This is a genomic window from Pseudomonas sp. MS646 (assembly GCF_036693845.1).
Taxonomy (GTDB): Bacteria; Pseudomonadota; Gammaproteobacteria; order Pseudomonadales; family Pseudomonadaceae; genus Aquipseudomonas; species Aquipseudomonas chlororaphis_E.
Window position 1 is genome coordinate 4,247,753 of sequence record NZ_CP144763.1, and the last position, 22,236, is coordinate 4,269,988.

Below are 22,236 nucleotides of genomic sequence, written 5' to 3' on the forward strand. Positions count from 1 at the left end.
TGGGGTTATTGGCGTATTCGCCAGAGCCTAAGGGCCTAAAGTGAAATCGTCCAGCCCCCGGGCATTACTCAAGGAGAAAAGCATCATGACGCTGCACATCGGTTTACTGCTGTTTCCCCAAGTCCAGCAGTTGGACCTGACCGGACCGTATGACGTGCTGGCCTCGCTGCCGGACGTGAAAGTGCACCTGATCTGGAAAGACTTGGCGCCAGTCACCTCCAGCACCGGCCTGGTGCTGCTGCCAACGACCACATTCCAAGACTGCCCGAGGCTCGACGCGATCTGCGTCCCGGGTGGCACCGGTGTCGGGGCATTAATGGAGGATGAGCAGGTCCTGGACTTCATCAGGCAACAGGCTAGCCATGCGCGGTACATCACCTCGGTGTGCACCGGTTCGCTGGTGCTCGGTGCCGCTGGCTTGCTGCAAGGGAAACGAGCCACCACCCACTGGGCCTATCACAGCTTGCTGCAAACCCTGGGTGCGACCCCGGTCAAGGAGCGCGTGGTGCGTGACGGCAACCTGATCACCGGCGGTGGCATCACGGCGGGCATCGACTTCGCGTTGACCCTGGCAGCCGAGCTGTTCGACCAGCCCACGGCCGAGTTGGTCCAGTTGCAATTGGAATACGCTCCGGCGCCGCCGTTCGATGCCGGCAGCCCCGAGACCGCACCGGTGTCAATCCTGGAGGAAGCGCACCGGCGTACGGCGGAATCGTTCCGGGTACGCTCGCAGATTACCCAACGCGCCGCCGCACGATTGTCCATCACCGCCTAGTGACCGGTGGCGAGCGGAGCAGTCCGCTCGCCACCGAAGGCCACGCTCAGTAAGGGCTGGCGGTAGGCCGCACGATCAACTCGCTGACGTCCACATCCGCCGGTTGCTCGATAGCATAGGCAATCGCCCGCGCGATGGCTTCGGCGGGGATGGCAATCCGCCGGAATTCGCGCATCTCCGCGCGCCCCCCTTCATCGGAAATGCTCTCGGCCAGTTCCGACTCCGTTACGCCGGGAGAAATCACCGTCACCCGCACATCGCCGCCCACTTCCTGGCGCAAGCCTTCGGAAATCGCCCGCACCGCGTACTTGGTGGCGCAGTAAACAGCGGCGGTCGGGCTGACCGCGTAGGCACCAATCGAAGCGATGTTGATGAACTGGCCACTGCGCTGACGCTGCATCAGCGGCAAGCCGGCGGCGATGCCGTGGAGTACGCCGCGAATGTTGACGTCGATCATGCGATCCCACTCCTCGACTTTCAGTGCTTCGAGCTTGGAGAGCGGCATGACGCCAGCGTTGTTGATGATCACGTCAACCGTGCCGAAACGTTCGACGGCGAAATCGATCAGGTCCTGGACCTCTTCACGGCGGGTCACGTCCACGGTCTTGCAAGCGGCTTGCTGGTCGGCGGCTTCGAGTTCCTGCACCAACGCCTGCAAGCGGTCGATACGCCGGGCGCCAAGCACCACACGGGCGCCACGGGCGGCCAACAGTCGTGCGGCGGCTTCACCAATCCCGCTGCTGGCACCGGTGATCACCACTACTTTGTTTTGAATATCGGACATGATGGTTTCCTCGTCTGGGTGTGTTGGCTCCCGGTAGGAGCGCTCTGACAAATCCAGATTAGGGAACCGACAAGGGTTGGGGTTAGCCGAATCCTCCTGTGCACTTGCACGATCCTGTAGCGATCACACCACCCCTGGCCGCCCGCCGCGCAATCGGTTTTACTAGCGCAGTTCACTCATCGGGTCAGGGAGATTGATCAGCATGTCGGTATCGCCCATGCACAGTGCGCCAGACGATGGCGTCAACCAGCGCCGCGCTGAACTGGCGGAGTTGATGAAGCGCTTCGCTCCGCAAGACGGTGTCTACGCCACCGCCATCGACACCTTGAACATTGTTCGCTGCGACCAGCCCACCGATGCCTTGCACGTGGTGCACAAGCCGGGCTTGTGCGTGATCGTCGAGGGCCGCAAGGAGGTGCGCCTGGCGGACGAACGCTACGTGTATGACCCGCTCAATTACCTGGTGGTCTCCGTCACCCTACCACTGGCCGGCCAAGTGGTCGAAGCCTCTCCTGAGCGCCCTTACTTGTGCGTTCGCCTCGACATCGACCCGGCGCAGATCTGTCGCCTGATTGCCGACGCCAGTGCTATCGGCGTACCGCCTCCGAAAACCGGGCGCGGCCTGTTCCTCGACCGCATCGACTCGCCCTTGCTCGACGCCGTATTGCGTCTGTTGCGGCTGCTGGACAGCCCGGACGATATCGCCACTCTGGCGCCCCTGGCCCAGCAGGAGATTTTCTACCGGCTGCTGCGTGGCACCCAAGGCCAGCGCCTACAAGAAATTGCCATCCCCGATACCCAGACCCACCGCATCAGCCGCGCCATCGAATGGCTCAACACCCATTACGCCGAACCGTTGAGCATCGACAGCCTCGCGCAAATGATCAACCTCAGCCCTTCGGCATTGCATCACCGCTTCAAAGCCGTAACAGCCATGAGCCCGCTGCAATACCAGAAGCAGCTGCGCTTGCAGGAGGCCCGGCGATTGCTGCTGGCAGATAACAGCGACGTCTCGTCAATTGGCTACAAGATGGGGTATGAGAGCCCGTCGCAGTTCAGCCGGGAGTACAGCCGCCTGTTCGGTGCTTCTCCGAGCAAGGACATTGCCCGGCTGCGGGCCCAGGCGTTGCAGGTCGACAGCGCTTGAAGCCAGGCCGACGGATCGGCATTTTTCCACAGGCGAAAAAAAACCCGCCGAAGCGGGTTTTTTGAGGACCAATTTGACTTCCTGTCTGGCATTCCTTGCCTGGTCCCATCATCCATGACCCCAAGCACTCCCTGTACTCAGTGGATGGACACAGATTAGGCCCACCGGTGATTCGAAAAAAGACGAGAAAGCAGCAGCGGCGTGTAAGCAATTCGCTATACCGCTCTTTCTGACTTTTTGATGGACGAAAAAAAAACCCGCCGAAGCGGGTTTTTCCAAGACCATTACGACTCCCTGTCGATAGCTATCCTTGCAAGGTCGATCGTCCCTGATCCTGAGCACATCCTGTGCATCAGTGGATGGGGCCAGATTACGCTTCGGATCCAAAGTGCAATAGACGACATAGCTACTATTGCGTGTAAGACATTCGCTATACCGGTACCCTCCAAAACCTTGCATATGCTCAGGTATGACAGCCAAGCCAGCTCAGGACTTGCTCAGGAACGCCTCGATATTGGCCATTTGCTCGTCCCAGCCACGGCTGTCCATACGAAAAGCCTTGAGCCGACGCGCCTCGGGAATGGCGTTGAAGCCGGACTCCACCACCTTCAGCAAGGTGCCGCCGTTCATGTCTTCGAGTTCGAATTGCACCCGTGTCTCGGGCTCCTGGGAGTAATCCACGTCGGGCTCGATAGCGTAGGGATGCCAACGAAACGAGAACACCCGCTCGGGCTCCACCCGCTCCACCGCCACGTCCCAGATGAGGTGTTGGTAACCTGGATAAGTGATTTGCCCCTGGGTACGCTCACCCGCCACGAACCGCTTCCCCTCAAGCGCGACACCGAACCACTGCCCAAAAGCTTCGGCATTGGCCAAGGCTCGCCAGACTTGAGCCCGCGGGACCTTGAGCAGGATCTTTCTTTCAATGCGATCGGATGAATGCATGGGTCACCTCCTGTGTTCAACAGTAGGCTTGTAAGACCACAAGGCCAACCGGAAAGTTGTATCAGGTCGTTGTTTCCAGCCCGGTGCCCCTGACCGATGTAAACTTCCCCAGCCATTTTTCATCCCTCAAGGAGAGACCCGGTATGTCCCCACGCCTGCTTCTGGCCCTGACACCTCTGCTTTTCATCAGCCCTGCCCAAGCCGACGACTGCGCCGCTGCCATGACTCAAGGCGATATGAACCAATGCTCGGCCCAAGAGTACAAGGCGGCCGACAAAGAGCTGAATGACCTTTACAAGCAGATCACGGGACGCCTGAAGGACAATCCCGAGGCCAAGCAGATGCTGGTCAAGGCACAGCGCGCCTGGATCGCTTTCCGTGACGCCGAATGCGACTTCTCCACCTCCGGGGTCGAAGGCGGCAGCGTTTATCCACTGATCTACAGTACCTGCATGACCACGCAGACCAAGACACGGGTTGAAGCATTCAAGGCCTACCTCAACTGCAAGGAAGGCGACTTGAGCTGTCCAGTGCCCGAGGCTTAAGCGCCCTGCCAACAAAAAGGATGGCCTCTTCTACAGGTCATCCTTTTTTGGGGCTGACTTTTTTCAGCGCAAAAACAAAACCCCAACTGCTTTCGCAATTGGGGTTTCGGAATTTAATCTTGACGATGACCTACTCTCACATGGGGAAACCCCACACTACCATCGGCGATGCATCGTTTCACTGCTGAGTTCGGGATGGGATCAGGTGGTTCCAATGCTCTATGGTCGTCAAGAAATTCTTGAGCCAGCGCGCTTTTCAGCGTTCCAGCAAATCGGGTATGTGATCAGGTGTGAGCCGCAAACTTTCGGTTCGTTTCGTCTTCACCACACCGCAATCTGGCTTTCTAAGCGCAAATTGCTTGGGTGTTATATGGTCAAGCCTCACGGGCAATTAGTACAGGTTAGCTCAACGCCTCACAGCGCTTACACACCCTGCCTATCAACGTCGTAGTCTTCGACGGCCCTTCAGGGAGCTCAAGGCTCCAGTGAGATCTCATCTTGAGGCAAGTTTCCCGCTTAGATGCTTTCAGCGGTTATCTTTTCCGAACATAGCTACCCGGCAATGCCACTGGCGTGACAACCGGAACACCAGAGGTTCGTCCACTCCGGTCCTCTCGTACTAGGAGCAGCCCCTCTCAAATCTCAAACGTCCACGGCAGATAGGGACCGAACTGTCTCACGACGTTCTAAACCCAGCTCGCGTACCACTTTAAATGGCGAACAGCCATACCCTTGGGACCGGCTTCAGCCCCAGGATGTGATGAGCCGACATCGAGGTGCCAAACACCGCCGTCGATATGAACTCTTGGGCGGTATCAGCCTGTTATCCCCGGAGTACCTTTTATCCGTTGAGCGATGGCCCTTCCATACAGAACCACCGGATCACTAAGACCTACTTTCGTACCTGCTCGACGTGTCTGTCTCGCAGTCAAGCGCGCTTTTGCCTTTATACTCTACGACCGATTTCCGACCGGTCTGAGCGCACCTTCGTACTCCTCCGTTACTCTTTAGGAGGAGACCGCCCCAGTCAAACTACCCACCATACACTGTCCTCGATCCGGATAACGGACCTGAGTTAGAACCTCAAAGTTGCCAGGGTGGTATTTCAAGGATGGCTCCACGCAGACTGGCGTCCACGCTTCAAAGCCTCCCACCTATCCTACACAAGCAAATTCAAAGTCCAGTGCAAAGCTATAGTAAAGGTTCACGGGGTCTTTCCGTCTAGCCGCGGATACACTGCATCTTCACAGCGATTTCAATTTCACTGAGTCTCGGGTGGAGACAGCGCCGCCATCGTTACGCCATTCGTGCAGGTCGGAACTTACCCGACAAGGAATTTCGCTACCTTAGGACCGTTATAGTTACGGCCGCCGTTTACCGGGGCTTCGATCAAGAGCTTCGCGTTAGCTAACCCCATCAATTAACCTTCCGGCACCGGGCAGGCGTCACACCCTATACGTCCACTTTCGTGTTTGCAGAGTGCTGTGTTTTTAATAAACAGTCGCAGCGGCCTGGTATCTTCGACCGGCGTGGGCTTACGCAGCAAGTGCTTCACCCTCACCGGCGCACCTTCTCCCGAAGTTACGGTGCCATTTTGCCTAGTTCCTTCACCCGAGTTCTCTCAAGCGCCTTGGTATTCTCTACCCAACCACCTGTGTCGGTTTGGGGTACGGTTCCTGGTTACCTGAAGCTTAGAAGCTTTTCTTGGAAGCATGGCATCAACCACTTCGTCACCCAAAGGGTAACTCGTCATCAGCTCTCGGCCTTGAAACCCCGGATTTACCTAAGATTTCAGCCTACCACCTTAAACTTGGACAACCAACGCCAAGCTGGCCTAGCCTTCTCCGTCCCTCCATCGCAATAACCAGAAGTACAGGAATATTAACCTGTTTTCCATCGACTACGCTTTTCAGCCTCGCCTTAGGGACCGACTAACCCTGCGTCGATTAACGTTGCGCAGGAAACCTTGGTCTTTCGGCGTGGGTGTTTTTCACACCCATTGTCGTTACTCATGTCAGCATTCGCACTTCTGATACCTCCAGCAAGCTTCTCAACTCACCTTCACAGGCTTACAGAACGCTCCTCTACCGCATCACTTACGTGATACCCGTAGCTTCGGTGTATGGTTTGAGCCCCGTTACATCTTCCGCGCAGGCCGACTCGACTAGTGAGCTATTACGCTTTCTTTAAAGGGTGGCTGCTTCTAAGCCAACCTCCTAGCTGTCTAAGCCTTCCCACATCGTTTCCCACTTAACCATAACTTTGGGACCTTAGCTGACGGTCTGGGTTGTTTCCCTTTTCACGACGGACGTTAGCACCCGCCGTGTGTCTCCCATGCTCGGCACTTGTAGGTATTCGGAGTTTGCATCGGTTTGGTAAGTCGGGATGACCCCCTAGCCGAAACAGTGCTCTACCCCCTACAGTGATACATGAGGCGCTACCTAAATAGCTTTCGAGGAGAACCAGCTATCTCCGAGCTTGATTAGCCTTTCACTCCGATCCACAGGTCATCCGCTAACTTTTCAACGGTAGTCGGTTCGGTCCTCCAGTCAGTGTTACCTAACCTTCAACCTGCCCATGGATAGATCGCCCGGTTTCGGGTCTATTCCCAGCGACTAGACGCCCTATTAAGACTCGCTTTCGCTACGCCTCCCCTATTCGGTTAAGCTCGCCACTGAAAATAAGTCGCTGACCCATTATACAAAAGGTACGCAGTCACAGAACGAAGTCTGCTCCCACTGCTTGTACGCATACGGTTTCAGGATCTATTTCACTCCCCTCTCCGGGGTTCTTTTCGCCTTTCCCTCACGGTACTAGTTCACTATCGGTCAGTCAGTAGTATTTAGCCTTGGAGGATGGTCCCCCCATATTCAGACAAAGTTTCTCGTGCTCCGTCCTACTCGATTTCACTTCTAAGATCCTTTCGCGTACAGGGCTATCACCCACTATGGCCGCACTTTCCAGAGCGTTCCGCTAAAATCAAAGAAGCTTAAGGGCTAGTCCCCGTTCGCTCGCCACTACTAAGGGAATCTCGGTTGATTTCTTTTCCTCAGGGTACTTAGATGTTTCAGTTCCCCTGGTTCGCCTCTTGCACCTATGTATTCAGTGCAAGATAACCATCTTATGATGGCTGGGTTCCCCCATTCAGACATCTCCGGATCACAGTCTGTTTGCCGACTCCCCGAAGCTTTTCGCAGGCTACCACGTCTTTCATCGCCTCTGACTGCCAAGGCATCCACCGTATGCGCTTCTTCACTTGACCATATAACCCCAAGCAATCTGGTTATACTGTGAAGACGACATTCGCCGAAAATTTGCATGCTCAATTAAGAACGCTCACAAATTTTACCTTAGCCTGATCCGTTACCAGTGAAAGTAACGTTCAGTCTATCTTTCTATCACATACCCAAATTTTTAAAGAACGATCCAGTCAAAAGACCAGAAATCAACATTCACCATCACGTCGATGGAATGCTCATTTCTAAGCTTTCAGTTTCAGAAGCAGTAGTGGTGGAGCCAAGCGGGATCGAACCGCTGACCTCCTGCGTGCAAGGCAGGCGCTCTCCCAGCTGAGCTATGGCCCCGTATTTCTACAGGCGTTTCCCACACAAAATTGGTGGGTCTGGGCAGATTCGAACTGCCGACCTCACCCTTATCAGGGGTGCGCTCTAACCAACTGAGCTACAGACCCAATTTCGAGCTTGTAACTGTTAGCGTGCGCTATCAGCTTGGAGCTTAAAGCTGCTTCTAATCGTCTTCTTCAATGAATCAAGCAATTCGTGTGGGAGCTCATGGAGCCGCTGCTGTCGTCGATTAAGGAGGTGATCCAGCCGCAGGTTCCCCTACGGCTACCTTGTTACGACTTCACCCCAGTCATGAATCACACCGTGGTAACCGTCCCCCCGAAGGTTAGACTAGCTACTTCTGGTGCAACCCACTCCCATGGTGTGACGGGCGGTGTGTACAAGGCCCGGGAACGTATTCACCGCGACATTCTGATTCGCGATTACTAGCGATTCCGACTTCACGCAGTCGAGTTGCAGACTGCGATCCGGACTACGATCGGTTTTATGGGATTAGCTCCACCTCGCGGCTTGGCAACCCTCTGTACCGACCATTGTAGCACGTGTGTAGCCCAGGCCGTAAGGGCCATGATGACTTGACGTCATCCCCACCTTCCTCCGGTTTGTCACCGGCAGTCTCCTTAGAGTGCCCACCATAACGTGCTGGTAACTAAGGACAAGGGTTGCGCTCGTTACGGGACTTAACCCAACATCTCACGACACGAGCTGACGACAGCCATGCAGCACCTGTCTCAATGCTCCCGAAGGCACCAAACCATCTCTGGAAAGTTCATTGGATGTCAAGGCCTGGTAAGGTTCTTCGCGTTGCTTCGAATTAAACCACATGCTCCACCGCTTGTGCGGGCCCCCGTCAATTCATTTGAGTTTTAACCTTGCGGCCGTACTCCCCAGGCGGTCAACTTAATGCGTTAGCTGCGCCACTAAGAGCTCAAGGCTCCCAACGGCTAGTTGACATCGTTTACGGCGTGGACTACCAGGGTATCTAATCCTGTTTGCTCCCCACGCTTTCGCACCTCAGTGTCAGTATCAGTCCAGGTGGTCGCCTTCGCCACTGGTGTTCCTTCCTATATCTACGCATTTCACCGCTACACAGGAAATTCCACCACCCTCTACCATACTCTAGCTCGACAGTTTTGAATGCAGTTCCCAGGTTGAGCCCGGGGCTTTCACATCCAACTTAACGAACCACCTACGCGCGCTTTACGCCCAGTAATTCCGATTAACGCTTGCACCCTCTGTATTACCGCGGCTGCTGGCACAGAGTTAGCCGGTGCTTATTCTGTCGGTAACGTCAAAATTGCAGAGTATTAATCTACAACCCTTCCTCCCAACTTAAAGTGCTTTACAATCCGAAGACCTTCTTCACACACGCGGCATGGCTGGATCAGGCTTTCGCCCATTGTCCAATATTCCCCACTGCTGCCTCCCGTAGGAGTCTGGACCGTGTCTCAGTTCCAGTGTGACTGATCATCCTCTCAGACCAGTTACGGATCGTTGCCTTGGTGAGCCATTACCTCACCAACTAGCTAATCCGACCTAGGCTCATCTGATAGCGCAAGGCCCGAAGGTCCCCTGCTTTCTCCCGTAGGACGTATGCGGTATTAGCGTTCGTTTCCGAACGTTATCCCCCACTACCAGGCAGATTCCTAGGCATTACTCACCCGTCCGCCGCTCTCAAGAGGTGCAAGCACCTCTCTACCGCTCGACTTGCATGTGTTAGGCCTGCCGCCAGCGTTCAATCTGAGCCATGATCAAACTCTTCAGTTCAAACATCTTTGGGTTTTGAGAAAACCCTAAACTTGGCTCAGCAATCGTTGGTTACATCTTTGATTTCTCGCGGAGTAACTTGTGATGCTGATAATCTGTTGACTAGCAGTCTGACTCCACAAGCACCCACACGAATTGCTTGATTCAGTTGTTAAAGAGCGGTGGCTGATTCTTTCGTCTCAACCGAGGCGCGCATTCTACAGCGCCTGGTGTTGCTGTCAAGCGGTTATTTAAGAAGTTTTTCAAAGTTTCCCGTGGGAAACACTAACAACTTCAACCACTTGCGCTTTCGATCTCTCGTTAGCGGGAGGCGAATTCTACAGCGTTGTTCGCTGCTGTCAACACCTCTTTTTCACCGCTTTCGATCGAGAGGATCGAACCGTTGATAAAGCCAAACTACAGCGCCTTATCCACGGCTTCCGGACTTCGATGAACTGAAGCCCTGCACTGCCTAAAATCGCTTAGCTCATTGAAAATCAAGGAGTTTTTCGTTTCGACTGCGCCGGAAGTGGGGCGAATTATAGACGTCTGGAATCTGCCGTCAACACTTAATTTAACTTTTCTATCAACACGCAAGCCGTTCTTCTAAATTCACGTCCGTATATAGACGGAAGGCTTTCGAATGCGCAATATACTGCTCAAATCTGCCTTCCTGCCTTTATCTCTGGACGACCGTTAGTAATGACTCCCCCTTCTCGCAGCCTGGTAACCACCTTGTTCCCGGTTGCCCTTCTATTAGTAGCCATGGCCTCCATCCAGTCCGGCGCCTCCCTGGCCAAAAGCATGTTCCCGATCGTGGGTGCACAAGGAACCACGACACTGCGCCTCATCTTCGCCAGCATCATCATGCTTATATTGCTGCGCCCCTGGCGCGCCAAGCTCACCGTGCAGTCCCTGCGCACGGTGATCGTCTACGGGATGGCACTGGGCGGCATGAATTTTCTGTTTTATATGTCGGTGCGTACGGTTCCCCTGGGAATCGCCGTGGCGCTGGAGTTCACCGGCCCCCTGGCCGTGGCGATCTACGCGTCGCGCCGGGCAATCGACTTCCTCTGGATTGCCCTGGCAGTGATCGGCCTGCTGCTGTTGATACCTACAGGCGCCTCCAGCGCCGGCATCGACCTGGTTGGTGCCGGTTACGCATTGGGCGCGGGCGTCTGCTGGGCGCTGTACATTCTGTTCGGCCAGAAGGCCGGTGCCGACCATGGCGTGCAAACCGCCGCACTCGGTGTGGTGATCGCCGCTCTGTTCGTCGCGCCGATCGGCATCGTCCATGCGGGCGCTGCATTGCTGACACCGAGCCTGATCCCCGTCGCCATCGGTGTGGCCGTACTGTCCACCGCCCTACCCTACACCCTCGAGATGGTCGCAATGACCCGCATGCCGGCGCGTACCTTCGGCACCCTGATGAGCATTGAACCCGCGATCGCAGCCATGTCCGGTTTCCTTTTTCTCCAGGAGTTCTTGTCCTTGGCACAATGGTCCGCCATTGCCTGCATCATTCTGGCGTCGGTCGGCGCAACACTGACCATGGACAGCAAGGCAACGCCAGCCGTCGCGGCGGATTGAAGCAGGATTTAACGAAGGTCTGGCATTTGCCGCGCATTTAGGCCATGTTTAGGTCCGTAACCCAATGTCAGACATGGATTTTTCATACAGGACGTCATGAACGCTTCAAGCGCAAGCGAACGCAACCGTACGCAGGCATAAGACCCACGACGGTGTTAAGGACGGGAATGAAACGAATTTTGATACTGATCGCCGTATTGGCCGTTGCTGGCTGCGCGGCGACGACGAAAACCGAAGTCAAGCGCGGTAAAAAAGGCCTGCATATCAATTGCTCCGGCCTTTCCTCTTCCTGGGATCAATGCGCTGCCAGTGCTGCCAATTCCTGTGCCCCCAAGGGCTACAAGGTCATTGCCAAGTCGGGTGATGCCGTGGAAGAACCCGGTGACTATCCCTTCGGGCTCAACCCCGCCGGCTACACCAGCCGTAGCATGATCGTGATCTGCAAGTAAGCACGTCAGTCGAGCCCGGCCAGCCGAAGAGTAATTTCGGCACGGCTGGACTCGAGGACCTCCTGCTGGACCTCAGGTGCAGCCATCATCCGCGCAACAACCATCGCCCCCACGCATTGGGACAGGATGGCCCAGGCCAGGGCTTCACTGCCCAACACCCGCGCCCAGCTTTCATGCAAGCGACAAACCCACGTTTGCGCCACGTCTCTCACCTGCTCATCCGATCGCGCAATCTCGGCGCCCAGCACGGGTAACGCACAGCCCACCTCGGGTTGTTCGACGTGGCTCATGCTCAGGTACTGCTTGAGACAGCGCGCCAGCTTCGCCTGGTCCATGGCCCCTTCGCCACTCAGGCGATCCAGGCTCTGGGCCAGCTCACGCTCGACGATGGCCTTGAAAAGCTCATCCTTGGATGAGAAGTGGCTGTAGAACGCCCCGCCGCTCAAGCCGATCGCTTTCATCAGGCCATCGACCCCCACCGTGGAGAACCCCAATGTCTTGGCGGACGCGGCGCTGCTGGCGAGCAGCTTCTCTCGGGTTTCCATCTTGTGATTGGCTGAATAACGCATGGTCCTGCCCCTGATTGCCTGTCTTGACGCTTGCCGGATCTTAGCATAACGTCCGTTTAGCTAACGATCGTTTACCAATGAGGCTAATCATGAATAACAACAAGGTCGTACTGGTCGTGGGCGCGGGCGATGCAACGGGTGGAGCGATTGCCCGGCGTTTCGCGCAGGAAGGTTTTATCGCCTGCGTCACCCGCCGCAGCGCCGACAAGCTCGAACCGTTGGTGGAAGGGATCCGCGCCCTGGGCGGTGAAGCCCATGGCTTCGCCTGTGATGCACGCAAAGAAGACGATGTCATCGCGCTGGTCGAACAGATCGAGCAGCAGATCGGCCCGATCGAAGCCTTCGTGTTCAACATCGGCGCCAACGTCCCTTGCAGCATCCTCGAAGAGACCGCCCGCAAGTACTTTAAGATCTGGGAAATGGCCTGCTTTTCAGGCTTCCTCAATGCACGGGAAGTGGCCAAGCGTATGGTCACGCGTCAGCGCGGAACGATTCTGTTCACCGGCGCAACGGCAGGGCTGCGCGGCGCTTCAGGGTTTGCCGCGTTCGCCGGGGCCAAGCATGGCATTCGGGCGCTGGCCCAGAGCATGGCGCGTGAGCTGGGTCCGATGAACATCCATGTGGCCCATGTGGTGGTGGACGGTGCCATCGACACCGACTTCATTCGCGATAACTTTCCGGAGAAATACGCGACCAAGGATCAGGACGGCATCCTGGACCCCGAGCACATTGCCGACAACTATTGGTATTTGCACAGCCAACCCCGTGACGCCTGGACCTTCGAACTGGACCTTCGCCCCTGGAACGAACGCTGGTAAACCCTCCCGTACAAATAACAAGAGAGCAGCGCCATGAGCAAATCGGTGGAGTTCTACTTCGATCTCGGCAGCCCGACCACGTACCTGGCCTATACCCAACTGCCAACGCTGTGTGCAGAGACCGGTAGCCAGTTGATCTATCGCCCGATGCTATTGGGTGGGGTGTTCAAGGCCACTGGCAACGCGTCCCCGGTGACCATACCGGCCAAGGGCCCTTACCTGTTCAAGGATTTGAAACGCTTCGCCGACCGTTACGGCGTCCCCTTCAGGCTCAACCCCTACTTCCCGATCAATACGTTGCTGCTGATGCGCGCCGTCACCGGCATGCAATTGCACCGGCCCGAGCGCTTCGAAGCCTTCCTCGATTGCCTGTTCCGCGCCTTGTGGGTGGAGGCGCGCAACCTAAACGACCAGGCGACGGTGGCGGCGGTGTTGGAAGAAGGCGGTTTCGATCCTGAGTACGTGCTGGCCCTGACCGCCAACGATCAGGTCAAGCAGGCGCTCAAGACGGCCACCGAAGCCGCCATTGAACGGGGCGTGTTTGGCGCCCCAAGCATGTTTGTCGACGACGAGCTCTACTTCGGCCAGGATCGGCTGGACTTCGTCCGTGAAGCCCTGGCCTGATCCTGCCGGTCAGATGGCCACCGTCCGCTCGTTCAGCCATTGCAGCGCCGCCCCGTCCAGCAATGGGCTCAACCGACGCTGAACCTCGGCGTGGTAGGCGTTGAACCAGTCCTTTTCTTCCTGGGTCAGCAACGATGGTTCCAGGCAGCGAGTGTCGATCGGGCACAGGGTCAGGGTTTCGAATTCGAGGAACTCACCGAACTCGCTGCTGCCCGCCTCGCGGTTCAACGCCAGGTTCTCGATGCGCACGCCCCAACGACCGGGACGATAGGTTCCCGGTTCGATGGAAGTGATCATGCCCGGCTGCATCGCCGTTTGCGGCGTGGCCGCGGCCTGGTAGGCAATCACCTGCGGACCTTCGTGGACGTTGAGGAAGTACCCTACCCCGTGCCCGGTGCCGTGACCGTAATCCACCTGTTCGGCCCAGATCGGCGCGCGGGCGATGGCATCCAGCAACGGCGACAGGATGCCCCGCGGAAACCTGGCCCGGGACAAAGCGATCACGCCCTTGAGCACACGCGTGCAATCACGCTTCTGTTCGGCGGTGGGTGTTCCGACCGGCACCATGCGCGTGATATCCGTGGTGCCGCCGAGGTACTGTCCGCCGGAGTCGATCAGCAACAGGCCATCACCTTCGATGACCGCATGAGCCTCTGGTGTGGCGTGGTAATGCGGCATCGCGCCGTTGGCATTGAACGCGGCGATGGTATTGAAGCTCAGCGACACATAATCCGGCCGGCGTGTGCGGGCGGCAGTCAGGTGTTCATCGATGGTCAGCTCGGTAATGCGCTCGCGGCCCCACGCCGTTTCCAGCCAGGCAAAGAACTCGCAGAGCGCCGCGCCGTCCTGCTCCATGGTCTTGCGGATGTGCTCGGCGTCAGCCAGGCTCTTGCGGGACTTGGCCAACGTCGTTGGGTTGAGACCTTCGACCAGCGTTACATCGCTGCCCAGGTTATCCAAAAGCCCGACCGTGACCCGCGCCGGATCGACCAGCAGGCTCGCCCCGCCTGGCACTTCACGCAATGCAGGGGCCGCTTCGTTGTAGTCACGCAGGCACACCCCGTCCTGTTCAAGCACGGCACGCAGCGCTGCATCCACTTTGTCCAGGGCCACGAACAACGTGGCCTGCTGCTGATTGATCAAGGCAAACGAGACGAACACCGGGTTGAACGACACATCGGCGCCGCGCAGGTTGAACAGCCAGGCGATGTCGTCCAGCGTGGCGATGAAATGCCAGTCGGCCCCACGTTCCTTGAGGGCCTCGCGCAACTTGGCGAGTTTCTCGACCCGGCTGACCGTCGCCTGGGGAGGCAAATGCGCGTAGACCGGTTGATTGGGCAGGCTCGGGCGATCGGTCCAGATTTCGTCAAGCAGGTCGATGTCCGTACGCAACCGCGCACCTCGTTCCGCCAACTTGCCGCTCAGGGTCCGGGCCGAAGCCACGGCCATCACCGCACCGTCCACCGCCACGACCCCACCCTTGGGCGTTTGCTCGGCGAGCCAATCCAGGGGGCCGGGCTGGCCCGGGATCAGCTTGACCAGCTCGATACCGCTGCCTTCCAGCTCATGGGTGGCCTGTTCCCAGTACCGACTGTCGGCCCAGACGCCGGCAAAACCGGCGGTCACGATCAACGTGCCCACCGAGCCATGGAACCCCGACAACCACTGCCGCCCCTGCCAGTAACCCGGCAGGTATTCCGACAGATGCGGGTCGGCCGATGGCACCAACAGCGCATGGATACCCTGCTGATTCATCCGTTGGCGAAGTCGGGCCAGGCGCTGGGGAACCAGTCCGTGGGTCAAAGGCTCGGTGCTCATCGTTTCTCCTGCTCATTAATGTTGTTGTTCGCTGCCGAAGACGCTCGGCTCATGGGGTGGTGGCCCAAAACGCCGGCGCCGTCGCACATGCAGCCTTGATCAGCCGTACCGCTTCATCGATGTCCTGCTCGGTGGTATAACGCCCCAGGCTCAGACGGACGGTGCGTCCCGCCGCGCGTGCATCATGCCCCAAGGCCAGCAGCACGTGGGACGGCGTGTTATGCGCCGAGTTGCAGGCCGAGGTCGCGGAAAAGGCAATCGACGCACCCAGGGTCGCTGGGTCGAACGTCCCTTCATTGAACGTGAGGCTTAATGTGTGGGGAATTCGCCGGGTGGCGCTGCCGTTGATACAAACCCCGGGCAAGGCCAGCAGCGGCTCCAGCAAACGATTGCGCAACCGGGCGATCTTGGCCAGCTCTTCGTCGAACGCCTGGGCGGCCAGTTCGAACGCGGCGCCCATGGCAGCGATCTGATGGGTCGCCAGGGTCCCGGAACGCAGGCCGCCCTCGTGCCCGCCACCGTGAATCTGCGCCGCCAGCCGCGGCCGGGCACGGTCGCCGACGTACAGCGCACCGATCCCCTTGGGGCCATAGATTTTATGGGCGGAAAACGACATCAGGTCCACCGGCCAGCGGGCCAGGTCGATCTTCACCTTGCCGGCACCCTGGGCGGCGTCGACATGAAACAGCGCACCGTGCTCACGCAAGATCTCGCCCGTGGCCACGACATCATTGACGGTGCCCAACTCGTTGTTCACCAGCATCAGCGACACCAGGAACGTGTCTTCACGCAGAGCGTCGCGAACCGCCTGCGGGCTGATCAGCCCCTCGGCGTCCGGCGCCAGCCATGTGACCTCGACGCCGCTTTCCTCGAGCTGTCTTGCCGTGTCGAGGATCGCCTTGTGCTCGATCAGGCTGGTGATGACATGACCACCGCCCCCGGCGCGGGCCTGGGCAACGCCCTTGAGGGCCAGGTTGTTGGATTCGGTAGCGCCGGAAGTCCAGACGATCTGCTCGGGCTGGGCGCCCACCAGATGCGCCACTTGCTGGCGGGCCCGATCGACCGAGAGACGGGCCTCCTGGCCGAAAGCATGGGAACTGGAAGCCGGGTTGCCGAAGTTGCCGTCAAAGCCAAGGCACTGGACCATGACCTGTATGACCCGCTCATCCACCGGCGTGGTGGCGGCATAATCGAAATATAGCGGACGTTTTTTCATGGGAAACTCGCAGAGCCTGCTCCGGGATCAGGCGCCCTCGTTGGGATTCGAGACAAGCAATACCTGATCAAAGACCTTAAAGAAGTCGGACTTCGTTTAAAAGTGCGTAGGAACGCTCCTGAACAGCGAGCTTAGCAGGCATCGCGTCGAAGCTCAGCCCTCAACTGATGCTTTCGAGCAACAGCGGATACAACGAAGCGACCAGCAACAGCGCCATGCCCCAGTTGAACAGGCGCAGCCAGCGACGATCACGCAAGAGGTTGCGCAACAGGCTGCCGCAAACCACCCAGAGGCTCACGCTCGGCAGGTTGATCAGGGCAAACACCGCGGCGATCACCACCACATTGAAGAAATAGCCCTGCAAAGGGGTGTACGTGCTGATGGCACCGATGGCCATGATCCAGGCCTTCGGGTTGACCCACTGGAAGGCCGCCGCCCCCCAGTAGCTGATGGGCGTGTGCGCTCCCGGCTGGCTGTCCGATACCGGGCCGGAGTGGGCGATTTTCCACGCCAGGTACAACAGGTACGCCGCCCCGATGTAGCGCAATGCGGTATAGAGCAACGGGTATGCCTGGAACACCGCGCCCAGGCCTAGGCCTACCGCCAGCACCAGGGAAAAGAAGCCGCAGGTGATGCCTAGCATGTGAGGAATAGTGCGGTTGAAACCGAAATTGACACCCGAGGCCAACAGCATGGTGTTGTTGGGACCCGGCGTGATCGAGGTCACCAGGGCAAACAGGGCGAAGCCCAGCAAGAGGTCGAGCGAGAGGGTCATGTGAAGTCAGTCCATCGGGGCGGTCAGTCAAGCCATGACCCTACCCCACGTCCTGGCGCAAACCCATGGACAGTTGGGCAAAACTTCGAGCAGTACAGTCCCTCAGCTTGAGCGGCCAGGTGTCTGCACACCCAGTTCGGCGCTCATCTCGCCCTGGTCGTCGAAGCCGACATTCTTTTGCGCGGTGCCGAGCAACTCGGTTTTCTTCGCGTGGTATTCCTCGAACGAAAGGCCGCGGCGATTCAAGGCCTCAAGGGCCAGCTCGCGGGTTTCATCGGCACTGTAGGGACGCAGCTCCGGCGACGAGGTGGCGCAACCGCTCAATACGGTGGCAGTCAACAGCAGCAAAACGGCAAGGGTACGGTTCATGGCAAGTGTCCGGTGTTCTGGAGTTGGGCGATGAACAAAGGCTACTCGCGGGCCCTGCCGGGCAGAAATCAACCCTCTCGATAGTGGGTATCGCGTCCTCGAATCGACCGTTGCGCTTAATCGACCAACTGGCAATGCAAGGCGTTATCGAGGCTGCGCTCGATGTTGCACAGCACCTCGAATGAGCCGAACGTGACGGCCTTGGCCCGGTGCACCAACCGCCAGAAGTCCTGCTCGCCGGCTTCGACACTACGAAGCGCTGCTTCGCCCGCCTCACGGGTTTGCCACTGCAAATAGTTGAGTACTCGCCGACCGTCTTCGCTGGCCTGGATGCTGGCGCTCAGCAATCCCTGATGGTCACGGGCCAGGCGCTCGGTCTGCTCCGACAGCGCCGAGACCAAGGCTTGCTGCCATTGAGGTTCGATGTTGAACTCCATCAGCTGGGTGAAACTGCGATTGTTCCTTGGCATCTGCATGAAAGGTCCCCGATTTGTGTAAGGCGGATCTTGAGATCCGAAGGCCTGCAGGGTAAAACCTCTAGTTAAGTCAAGGTCAAGCGAGAAATTCAGGCCAATGAAACCGATCGATGTCCACAAGGAACTCACCGTCGGCCAAGTCGCCGCCCGCAGCGGCGTGGCGGTCACCGCCCTGCACTTCTATGAAGCCAAGGGCTTGATCAACAGCACGCGCAATTCGGGCAACCAACGGCGTTACCCGCGCGAAGTGTTGCGCCGCGTGGCGCTGATCAAGGTTGCCCAGAGCCTGGGCATTCCCTTGGCGGAAATTGGCGAGGCCTTGAAAAACCTCCCGGACAGCCGCGCGCCCACGGCGACTGACTGGCAACGCCTCTCGGCGCAATGGGGCCAGGCGCTGGATGAGCGCATCAACCAGCTAGTGGCACTGCGCGACCGGCTCAACGGCTGCATCGGCTGCGGCTGCCTGTCGATGGAGCATTGCCCCCTGCGCAACCAGGGCGATGTGCTGGGCAAGCGCGGACCGGGCGCTCATCTGCTGGACGCACCGTGAGACGTTCGTCGGCGCGCGACCAGGTGCCAGAACGCTGTCCTATAGTGGATGGGCGCCAGCCAGCGAAGGTGCTCTTCGCCCTACCCCACAAGGAGAAACGTCATGGGTGCCAAAGCCATTCCTGAAGGTTTCCATTGCATCACGCCCTACCTGGGCATTCAAAAAGCGGCCGAAGCCATCGAGTTCTATAAAAAGGCCTTCAACGCCACCGAGGTCATGCGCCTGCCGATGCCCGATGGCAGCGTCGGACACGCCGAACTGCGGATCAACGACTTCCCGATCATGCTCGGTACGCCTTGCGACCAAGGCCCGCTGCGCAATCCGGACGCATCGCCCTCGGTGGGCCTGCACCTGTACGTCGAGGACGTGGACAGTGCATTTGCCCAGGCCATCGACGCGGGCGGTACGGTGATCTCGGAGGTGAAAGACCAGTTTTATGGGGATCGCACCGGCAGCCTGAAGGATCCCTATGGGCATGTGTGGTTCCTGGCAACGCACAAGGAGGACCTGACCCAGGAACAGATCGAGCAACGGGCCCGGGAGATGTTCCAATCAGGCTGACCTGAAGCCCTTATCCGCTGTGGGAGCAAACCTGCTCGCTCCCCACGGACAGGACTAAAACTGATTGCGAAACATTTTCTTTCATCTTTCCCTTCGGGATTTCAGTTTCTCGTTCGTCTTAATTAGATGCAGCGGGCCGCGTCGGCAAAAGCCACGGCCCGCCCGTCCAGGGTTCACCGTGTTGCGAAGCCCGTAATACAGAGCCTTTCATCGAATCAAGACGTTCAATCATGTCCAAGAAGTCCCGCTCCAAACTCTGGTTCCTGGTCCATAGCTGGCTGGCATTGCCCATCTGGTTTTTCGTCCTCATCGTGTGTGTCACCGGCACTCTTGCCGTGGTCAGCCAGGAGATCGTCTGGCTGGCCAACCCGGAGATGCGCGCCAGCAAGCCGACAGACGATGCACCGCTGCTCGGCTACGAGCAGGTGGTCGCGGCGATCAGGCAAGCCCAACCGCTTACCCAGGTGCAGAGCATCACCCGCCCGGATGAATCGCATTTCGCCCTGGAGGTCCGGGTCACCTACCCTGATGGCCGTCCCGACACGGTCTACGTCAACCCCTACAGCGGCGTCATCCAGGGCTCGGCGCCGACGTTCAACTTCCAGGCGTTCACCCGCGCCCTGCACGGCTGGTGGCTGGTCCCGTTCACCAACGGTTTCAGCTGGGGCTGGTACCTGGTGTCGTTCCTCGGCCTGCCGCTGCTGGCGTCCCTGGTCACCGGGCTGGTGGTCTACAAGCGCTTCTGGAAAGGCTTTTTTCGTCCAACCCTGCGCATTCGCCACGGCGCGCGGATTTTCTGGGGCGACTTCCACCGCCTCAGTGGCATCTGGTCGATCTGGTTCATCGCGGTCATTTCCATCACCGGTACCTGGTTCCTGATCCAGGCCTTGCTGTTCGACAACCAGATTTCCATTTCCAGCGAGCCCGTGCTGCCGGTGGTCGCCCGGGAAAGCGTGCCTCTGTCGGCCGACGGCACGGCACCGCCCCTGTTGAACCTGGACCGGGCCCTTGAAATTGCCCAGCAGCGAATCCCCGGCTTGGAAGCGAGCTTCATCAACCTGCCCGGCAATGCCTACAGCCATCTGGAAATCAGTGGACGCGGCTGGTACCCGCTGATGTTCCAGACCGCCACGCTCAACCCCTACGACGGTGACGTGGCGGCCTTGCGGCTGCTGTCGGACCGCACCACCCTGGAGTTCGTCACCGAATCCATGCGGCCGTTGCATACAGGGGATTTCGGCGGGCTGTGGATCAAGCTGATCTGGTTCTTCTTCGGCCTGATCCTGAGCATGATGGTGCTCAGTGGGTTGCTGATCTGGACCAAGCGCACGGCCCTCGCCACCGCCAACGCCTTCAAGCGCAGCCAGAAGCCCAGCCGAGGAGCACGGGCTGCACGGTCACTGCAGCCGTCCATGGGCAGTGAATCATCGGAGGGCAGCCTGTGAGCCAGTCCACTACCCACCCATCGACACCGTCACGCCTGAACCTGATCTGGCGTAAATGGCGCTTTCACCTCAACGTACTGCTGTTGCTGATTCCCCTGGGATTCATGCCCAAGTATTTCTCCGAAGCGGCGTTGTTCCGTGGCGACGAGGGGCTGGGTCAACGGGACGTCGGTGAAATCCAGGTCGGGCCCTGGAGCCTGCGCCTGGCCGAGTTTCGCAATGAAGCGCCACGCCAGGAGGGCCCAGCCGGGCCCATGAAGCATTTCAACGCGGCCCTGTGCCAACGTTGCATCGGCCAGGTCAAGGCCACCTACCTGCGCATCGGCAAGCCTCGCAGCCTGCGGGCCGCCGGGGTGATTTTCTTCGGCTCGCCCTATCGCATGGGCGCCTTGCTGCCGGTGCCATCCAAGACTCAGCCGGACGCCGAGCTGTGGATAACCCTCGAAGGTTGGGACGGCTCGATGCACCAGGCTTCCATTCCCCTGAGCCAGGCGTCACCGGCCACCGTCGCCTGGCTGAACACCCAAGGAACCCAACGATGACTTCCCGCGCCTGTTTCAAGCGCCTGGCGCTGCTGTTCTGCGCTGGCTTCAGCTCCAGTGTCCTGGCCCACAACCCGATGTGCGAATGCAAGGCCATCGACGCCGAGCAGATCCAGTGCACCGGTGGCTTTTCCGACGGCAGCGGCGCGCCTGGGGTGACCCTGGACGTCATTGGCTACGACGAAACCATCCTGGTTCCGGGCAAGCTGGGGGCGGATTCAACGCTGACCTTCAAGAAACCGAACGCTGAATTCTATGTGCTCTTCGACGCCGGCCCCGGCCACGTGGTGGAAATCGACCAAGCGGACATCGAGGCCCCATGAACCCGTCCACGACTCAAGTCGTCCGGCCTGCCGGCGCGGGCCATGAAACCCTCTACGTCGCGCTGTTGTGCCTGGTCATCGTGCTGGTGGCCGGGTCGGTCGTGACATGGCACCGCAAGGCCGAAGACACGCACGTCCTGGCCTCGAACCAGCTCGACGCCCGCCGCGACCTCAGCGCCGCGGAACAAGGCCTCTATGCGGACCTGCGAGTGACCCTGGATGAAATTCGCCTGTTGCGCGAAGAACACCCCTCGCTGCCCACCCCGCAGGCATTGGCGGATGAAGGCTTTGCCCCGTTCGCCCAGGACGCCAGTTCCGTCAGCCGCGGCGGCCACGCCTGGCAGTCGCTGGGGGATCGGGCCTACTTCGGTACGAGCGGCAATCCCGCCGTCGCCGGTTCGTTTCTGATGCGCATCGGCGAAGCTTCCGACGCTGCACCGGACATCTGGCTCAACCGTGGCAATCGCCCCACGGCGCCTACTGCACTGGACGATGCCGCGCTGTCCGCCGCCGGCTGGCAGCAGATCGTCGCGCAATTCGACGCCGGCGTGACCCGCCAGCATCGGCACTGACCCACGCCCCTGA

General features: G+C 58.8%; 21 protein-coding genes, 2 tRNA genes and 3 rRNA genes. 13 read left to right on the plus strand and 13 right to left on the minus strand.

Going from position 1 to position 22,236, the window contains the following annotated elements:
• Nucleotides 1–85: 85 nt before the first annotated feature.
• Nucleotides 86–775: an isonitrile hydratase gene (inhA, locus tag V3H56_RS18455; protein WP_042732161.1), complete on the plus strand. Its 690-nt coding sequence runs from the start codon at nt 86–88 to the stop codon at nt 773–775.
• 46 nt (nt 776–821) lie between these two features.
• Here the strand turns inward: inhA and V3H56_RS18460 are convergent, their stop codons facing one another.
• Nucleotides 822–1,559 (minus strand): SDR family oxidoreductase, encoded by a 738-nt coding sequence (locus tag V3H56_RS18460; protein WP_042732162.1) that lies wholly within the window; start codon nt 1,557–1,559, stop codon nt 822–824.
• 202 nt (nt 1,560–1,761) lie between these two features.
• On the opposite strand from V3H56_RS18460, the gene V3H56_RS18465 reads away from it, so the two are divergent.
• Nucleotides 1,762–2,706, plus strand: coding sequence for an AraC family transcriptional regulator (locus V3H56_RS18465; RefSeq protein ID WP_053151636.1), 945 nt, complete (start codon nt 1,762–1,764; stop codon nt 2,704–2,706).
• A gap of 486 nt (nt 2,707–3,192) precedes the next feature.
• On the opposite strand, the gene V3H56_RS18470 is transcribed toward V3H56_RS18465, so the two are convergent.
• Complete coding sequence (locus V3H56_RS18470; RefSeq protein WP_047737822.1) at nt 3,193–3,651, minus strand: SRPBCC family protein; 459 nt, start codon at nt 3,649–3,651, stop codon at nt 3,193–3,195.
• 143 nt (nt 3,652–3,794) lie between these two features.
• Here V3H56_RS18470 and V3H56_RS18475 point away from each other — a divergent pair, with 143 nt between their 5' ends.
• On the plus strand, nt 3,795–4,196 hold the full coding sequence (locus tag V3H56_RS18475; RefSeq protein WP_338473736.1) for a lysozyme inhibitor LprI family protein: 402 nt from the start codon (nt 3,795–3,797) through the stop codon (nt 4,194–4,196).
• Nucleotides 4,197–4,313: 117 nt separating this feature from the next.
• Here V3H56_RS18475 and rrf read toward each other — a convergent pair.
• From rrf to V3H56_RS18500, 5 genes are all read right to left on the minus strand, one after another.
• A 5S ribosomal RNA gene (rrf, locus tag V3H56_RS18480) occupies nt 4,314–4,429 on the minus strand.
• Nucleotides 4,430–4,566: 137 nt separating this feature from the next.
• A 23S ribosomal RNA gene (locus V3H56_RS18485) occupies nt 4,567–7,458 on the minus strand.
• Nucleotides 7,459–7,704: 246 nt separating this feature from the next.
• A tRNA-Ala gene (locus V3H56_RS18490) sits at nt 7,705–7,780 on the minus strand.
• Between the two features lie 30 nt (nt 7,781–7,810).
• Nucleotides 7,811–7,887 (minus strand) — tRNA-Ile (locus V3H56_RS18495).
• A gap of 123 nt (nt 7,888–8,010) precedes the next feature.
• Nucleotides 8,011–9,547 (minus strand): 16S ribosomal RNA (locus tag V3H56_RS18500).
• Together the 16S, 23S and 5S rRNA genes with 2 tRNA genes alongside form the textbook arrangement of a ribosomal RNA operon.
• Before the next feature lie 681 nt (nt 9,548–10,228).
• Between V3H56_RS18500 and rhtA the strand changes: the two genes are divergently transcribed.
• Both rhtA and V3H56_RS18510 read left to right on the plus strand, forming a co-directional pair.
• The gene (gene rhtA / locus V3H56_RS18505; protein ID WP_042729242.1) at nt 10,229–11,116 is read left to right on the plus strand and encodes a threonine/homoserine exporter RhtA; all 888 of its coding nucleotides are present in this window, start codon (nt 10,229–10,231) and stop codon (nt 11,114–11,116) included.
• A 167-nt stretch (nt 11,117–11,283) separates the two neighbouring features.
• Nucleotides 11,284–11,565, plus strand: coding sequence for a hypothetical protein (locus tag V3H56_RS18510; RefSeq protein ID WP_042729241.1), 282 nt, complete (start codon nt 11,284–11,286; stop codon nt 11,563–11,565).
• A gap of 5 nt (nt 11,566–11,570) precedes the next feature.
• On the opposite strand, the gene V3H56_RS18515 is transcribed toward V3H56_RS18510, so the two are convergent.
• The gene (locus tag V3H56_RS18515) at nt 11,571–12,134 is read right to left on the minus strand and encodes a TetR/AcrR family transcriptional regulator (RefSeq protein WP_042729240.1); all 564 of its coding nucleotides are present in this window, start codon (nt 12,132–12,134) and stop codon (nt 11,571–11,573) included.
• An 89-nt stretch (nt 12,135–12,223) separates the two neighbouring features.
• Here V3H56_RS18515 and V3H56_RS18520 point away from each other — a divergent pair, with 89 nt between their 5' ends.
• Together V3H56_RS18520 and V3H56_RS18525 are read left to right on the plus strand one after the other, a co-directional pair.
• Entirely contained in the window at nt 12,224–12,952 is a 729-nt protein-coding gene (locus tag V3H56_RS18520) for an SDR family oxidoreductase (protein ID WP_042729239.1), read from the plus strand.
• A gap of 33 nt (nt 12,953–12,985) precedes the next feature.
• Nucleotides 12,986–13,576, plus strand: coding sequence for a 2-hydroxychromene-2-carboxylate isomerase (locus V3H56_RS18525; RefSeq protein ID WP_042729238.1), 591 nt, complete (start codon nt 12,986–12,988; stop codon nt 13,574–13,576).
• Between the two features lie 9 nt (nt 13,577–13,585).
• On the opposite strand, the gene V3H56_RS18530 is transcribed toward V3H56_RS18525, so the two are convergent.
• From V3H56_RS18530 to V3H56_RS18550, 5 genes are all read right to left on the minus strand, one after another.
• A complete protein-coding gene (locus V3H56_RS18530) occupies nt 13,586–15,394 on the minus strand; it encodes an aminopeptidase P family protein (RefSeq protein ID WP_042729237.1) in 1,809 nt (602 codons plus the stop codon).
• A gap of 49 nt (nt 15,395–15,443) precedes the next feature.
• On the minus strand, nt 15,444–16,610 hold the full coding sequence (locus V3H56_RS18535; RefSeq protein ID WP_042729236.1) for an aminotransferase class V-fold PLP-dependent enzyme: 1,167 nt from the start codon (nt 16,608–16,610) through the stop codon (nt 15,444–15,446).
• A 160-nt stretch (nt 16,611–16,770) separates the two neighbouring features.
• Entirely contained in the window at nt 16,771–17,385 is a 615-nt protein-coding gene (locus V3H56_RS18540; RefSeq protein ID WP_042729235.1) for a LysE family translocator, read from the minus strand.
• Between the two features lie 102 nt (nt 17,386–17,487).
• A complete protein-coding gene (locus tag V3H56_RS18545) occupies nt 17,488–17,754 on the minus strand; it encodes a hypothetical protein (protein ID WP_042729234.1) in 267 nt (88 codons plus the stop codon).
• 116 nt (nt 17,755–17,870) lie between these two features.
• Nucleotides 17,871–18,230, minus strand: a complete 360-nt coding sequence (locus V3H56_RS18550; protein WP_042729233.1) for an antibiotic biosynthesis monooxygenase — start codon at nt 18,228–18,230, stop codon at nt 17,871–17,873.
• A 97-nt stretch (nt 18,231–18,327) separates the two neighbouring features.
• Between V3H56_RS18550 and soxR the strand changes: the two genes are divergently transcribed.
• The 6 genes from soxR (at nt 18,328) to V3H56_RS18580 (ending at nt 22,223) form a co-directional block, all read left to right on the plus strand.
• Nucleotides 18,328–18,780 (plus strand): redox-sensitive transcriptional activator SoxR, encoded by a 453-nt coding sequence (soxR, locus tag V3H56_RS18555; protein ID WP_053146290.1) that lies wholly within the window; start codon nt 18,328–18,330, stop codon nt 18,778–18,780.
• A 102-nt stretch (nt 18,781–18,882) separates the two neighbouring features.
• Nucleotides 18,883–19,341 carry a VOC family protein gene (locus V3H56_RS18560; protein WP_338473737.1) on the plus strand — a complete coding sequence of 153 codons (459 nt, stop codon included), beginning with the start codon at nt 18,883–18,885 and terminating at the stop codon, nt 19,339–19,341.
• 230 nt (nt 19,342–19,571) lie between these two features.
• Entirely contained in the window at nt 19,572–20,786 is a 1,215-nt protein-coding gene (locus tag V3H56_RS18565) for a PepSY domain-containing protein (protein ID WP_042729230.1), read from the plus strand.
• The gene (locus V3H56_RS18570; protein WP_042729229.1) at nt 20,783–21,328 is read left to right on the plus strand and encodes a hypothetical protein; all 546 of its coding nucleotides are present in this window, start codon (nt 20,783–20,785) and stop codon (nt 21,326–21,328) included. Before V3H56_RS18565 ends, V3H56_RS18570 begins: the two co-directional genes overlap by 4 nt.
• Complete coding sequence (locus tag V3H56_RS18575) at nt 21,325–21,651, plus strand: hypothetical protein (RefSeq protein WP_042729228.1); 327 nt, start codon at nt 21,325–21,327, stop codon at nt 21,649–21,651. The genes V3H56_RS18570 and V3H56_RS18575 overlap by 4 nt, the downstream gene beginning before the upstream one ends.
• A complete protein-coding gene (locus tag V3H56_RS18580) occupies nt 21,648–22,223 on the plus strand; it encodes a DUF6162 family protein (RefSeq protein ID WP_042729227.1) in 576 nt (191 codons plus the stop codon). The genes V3H56_RS18575 and V3H56_RS18580 overlap by 4 nt, the downstream gene beginning before the upstream one ends.
• Nucleotides 22,224–22,236: the final 13 nt, after the last annotated feature.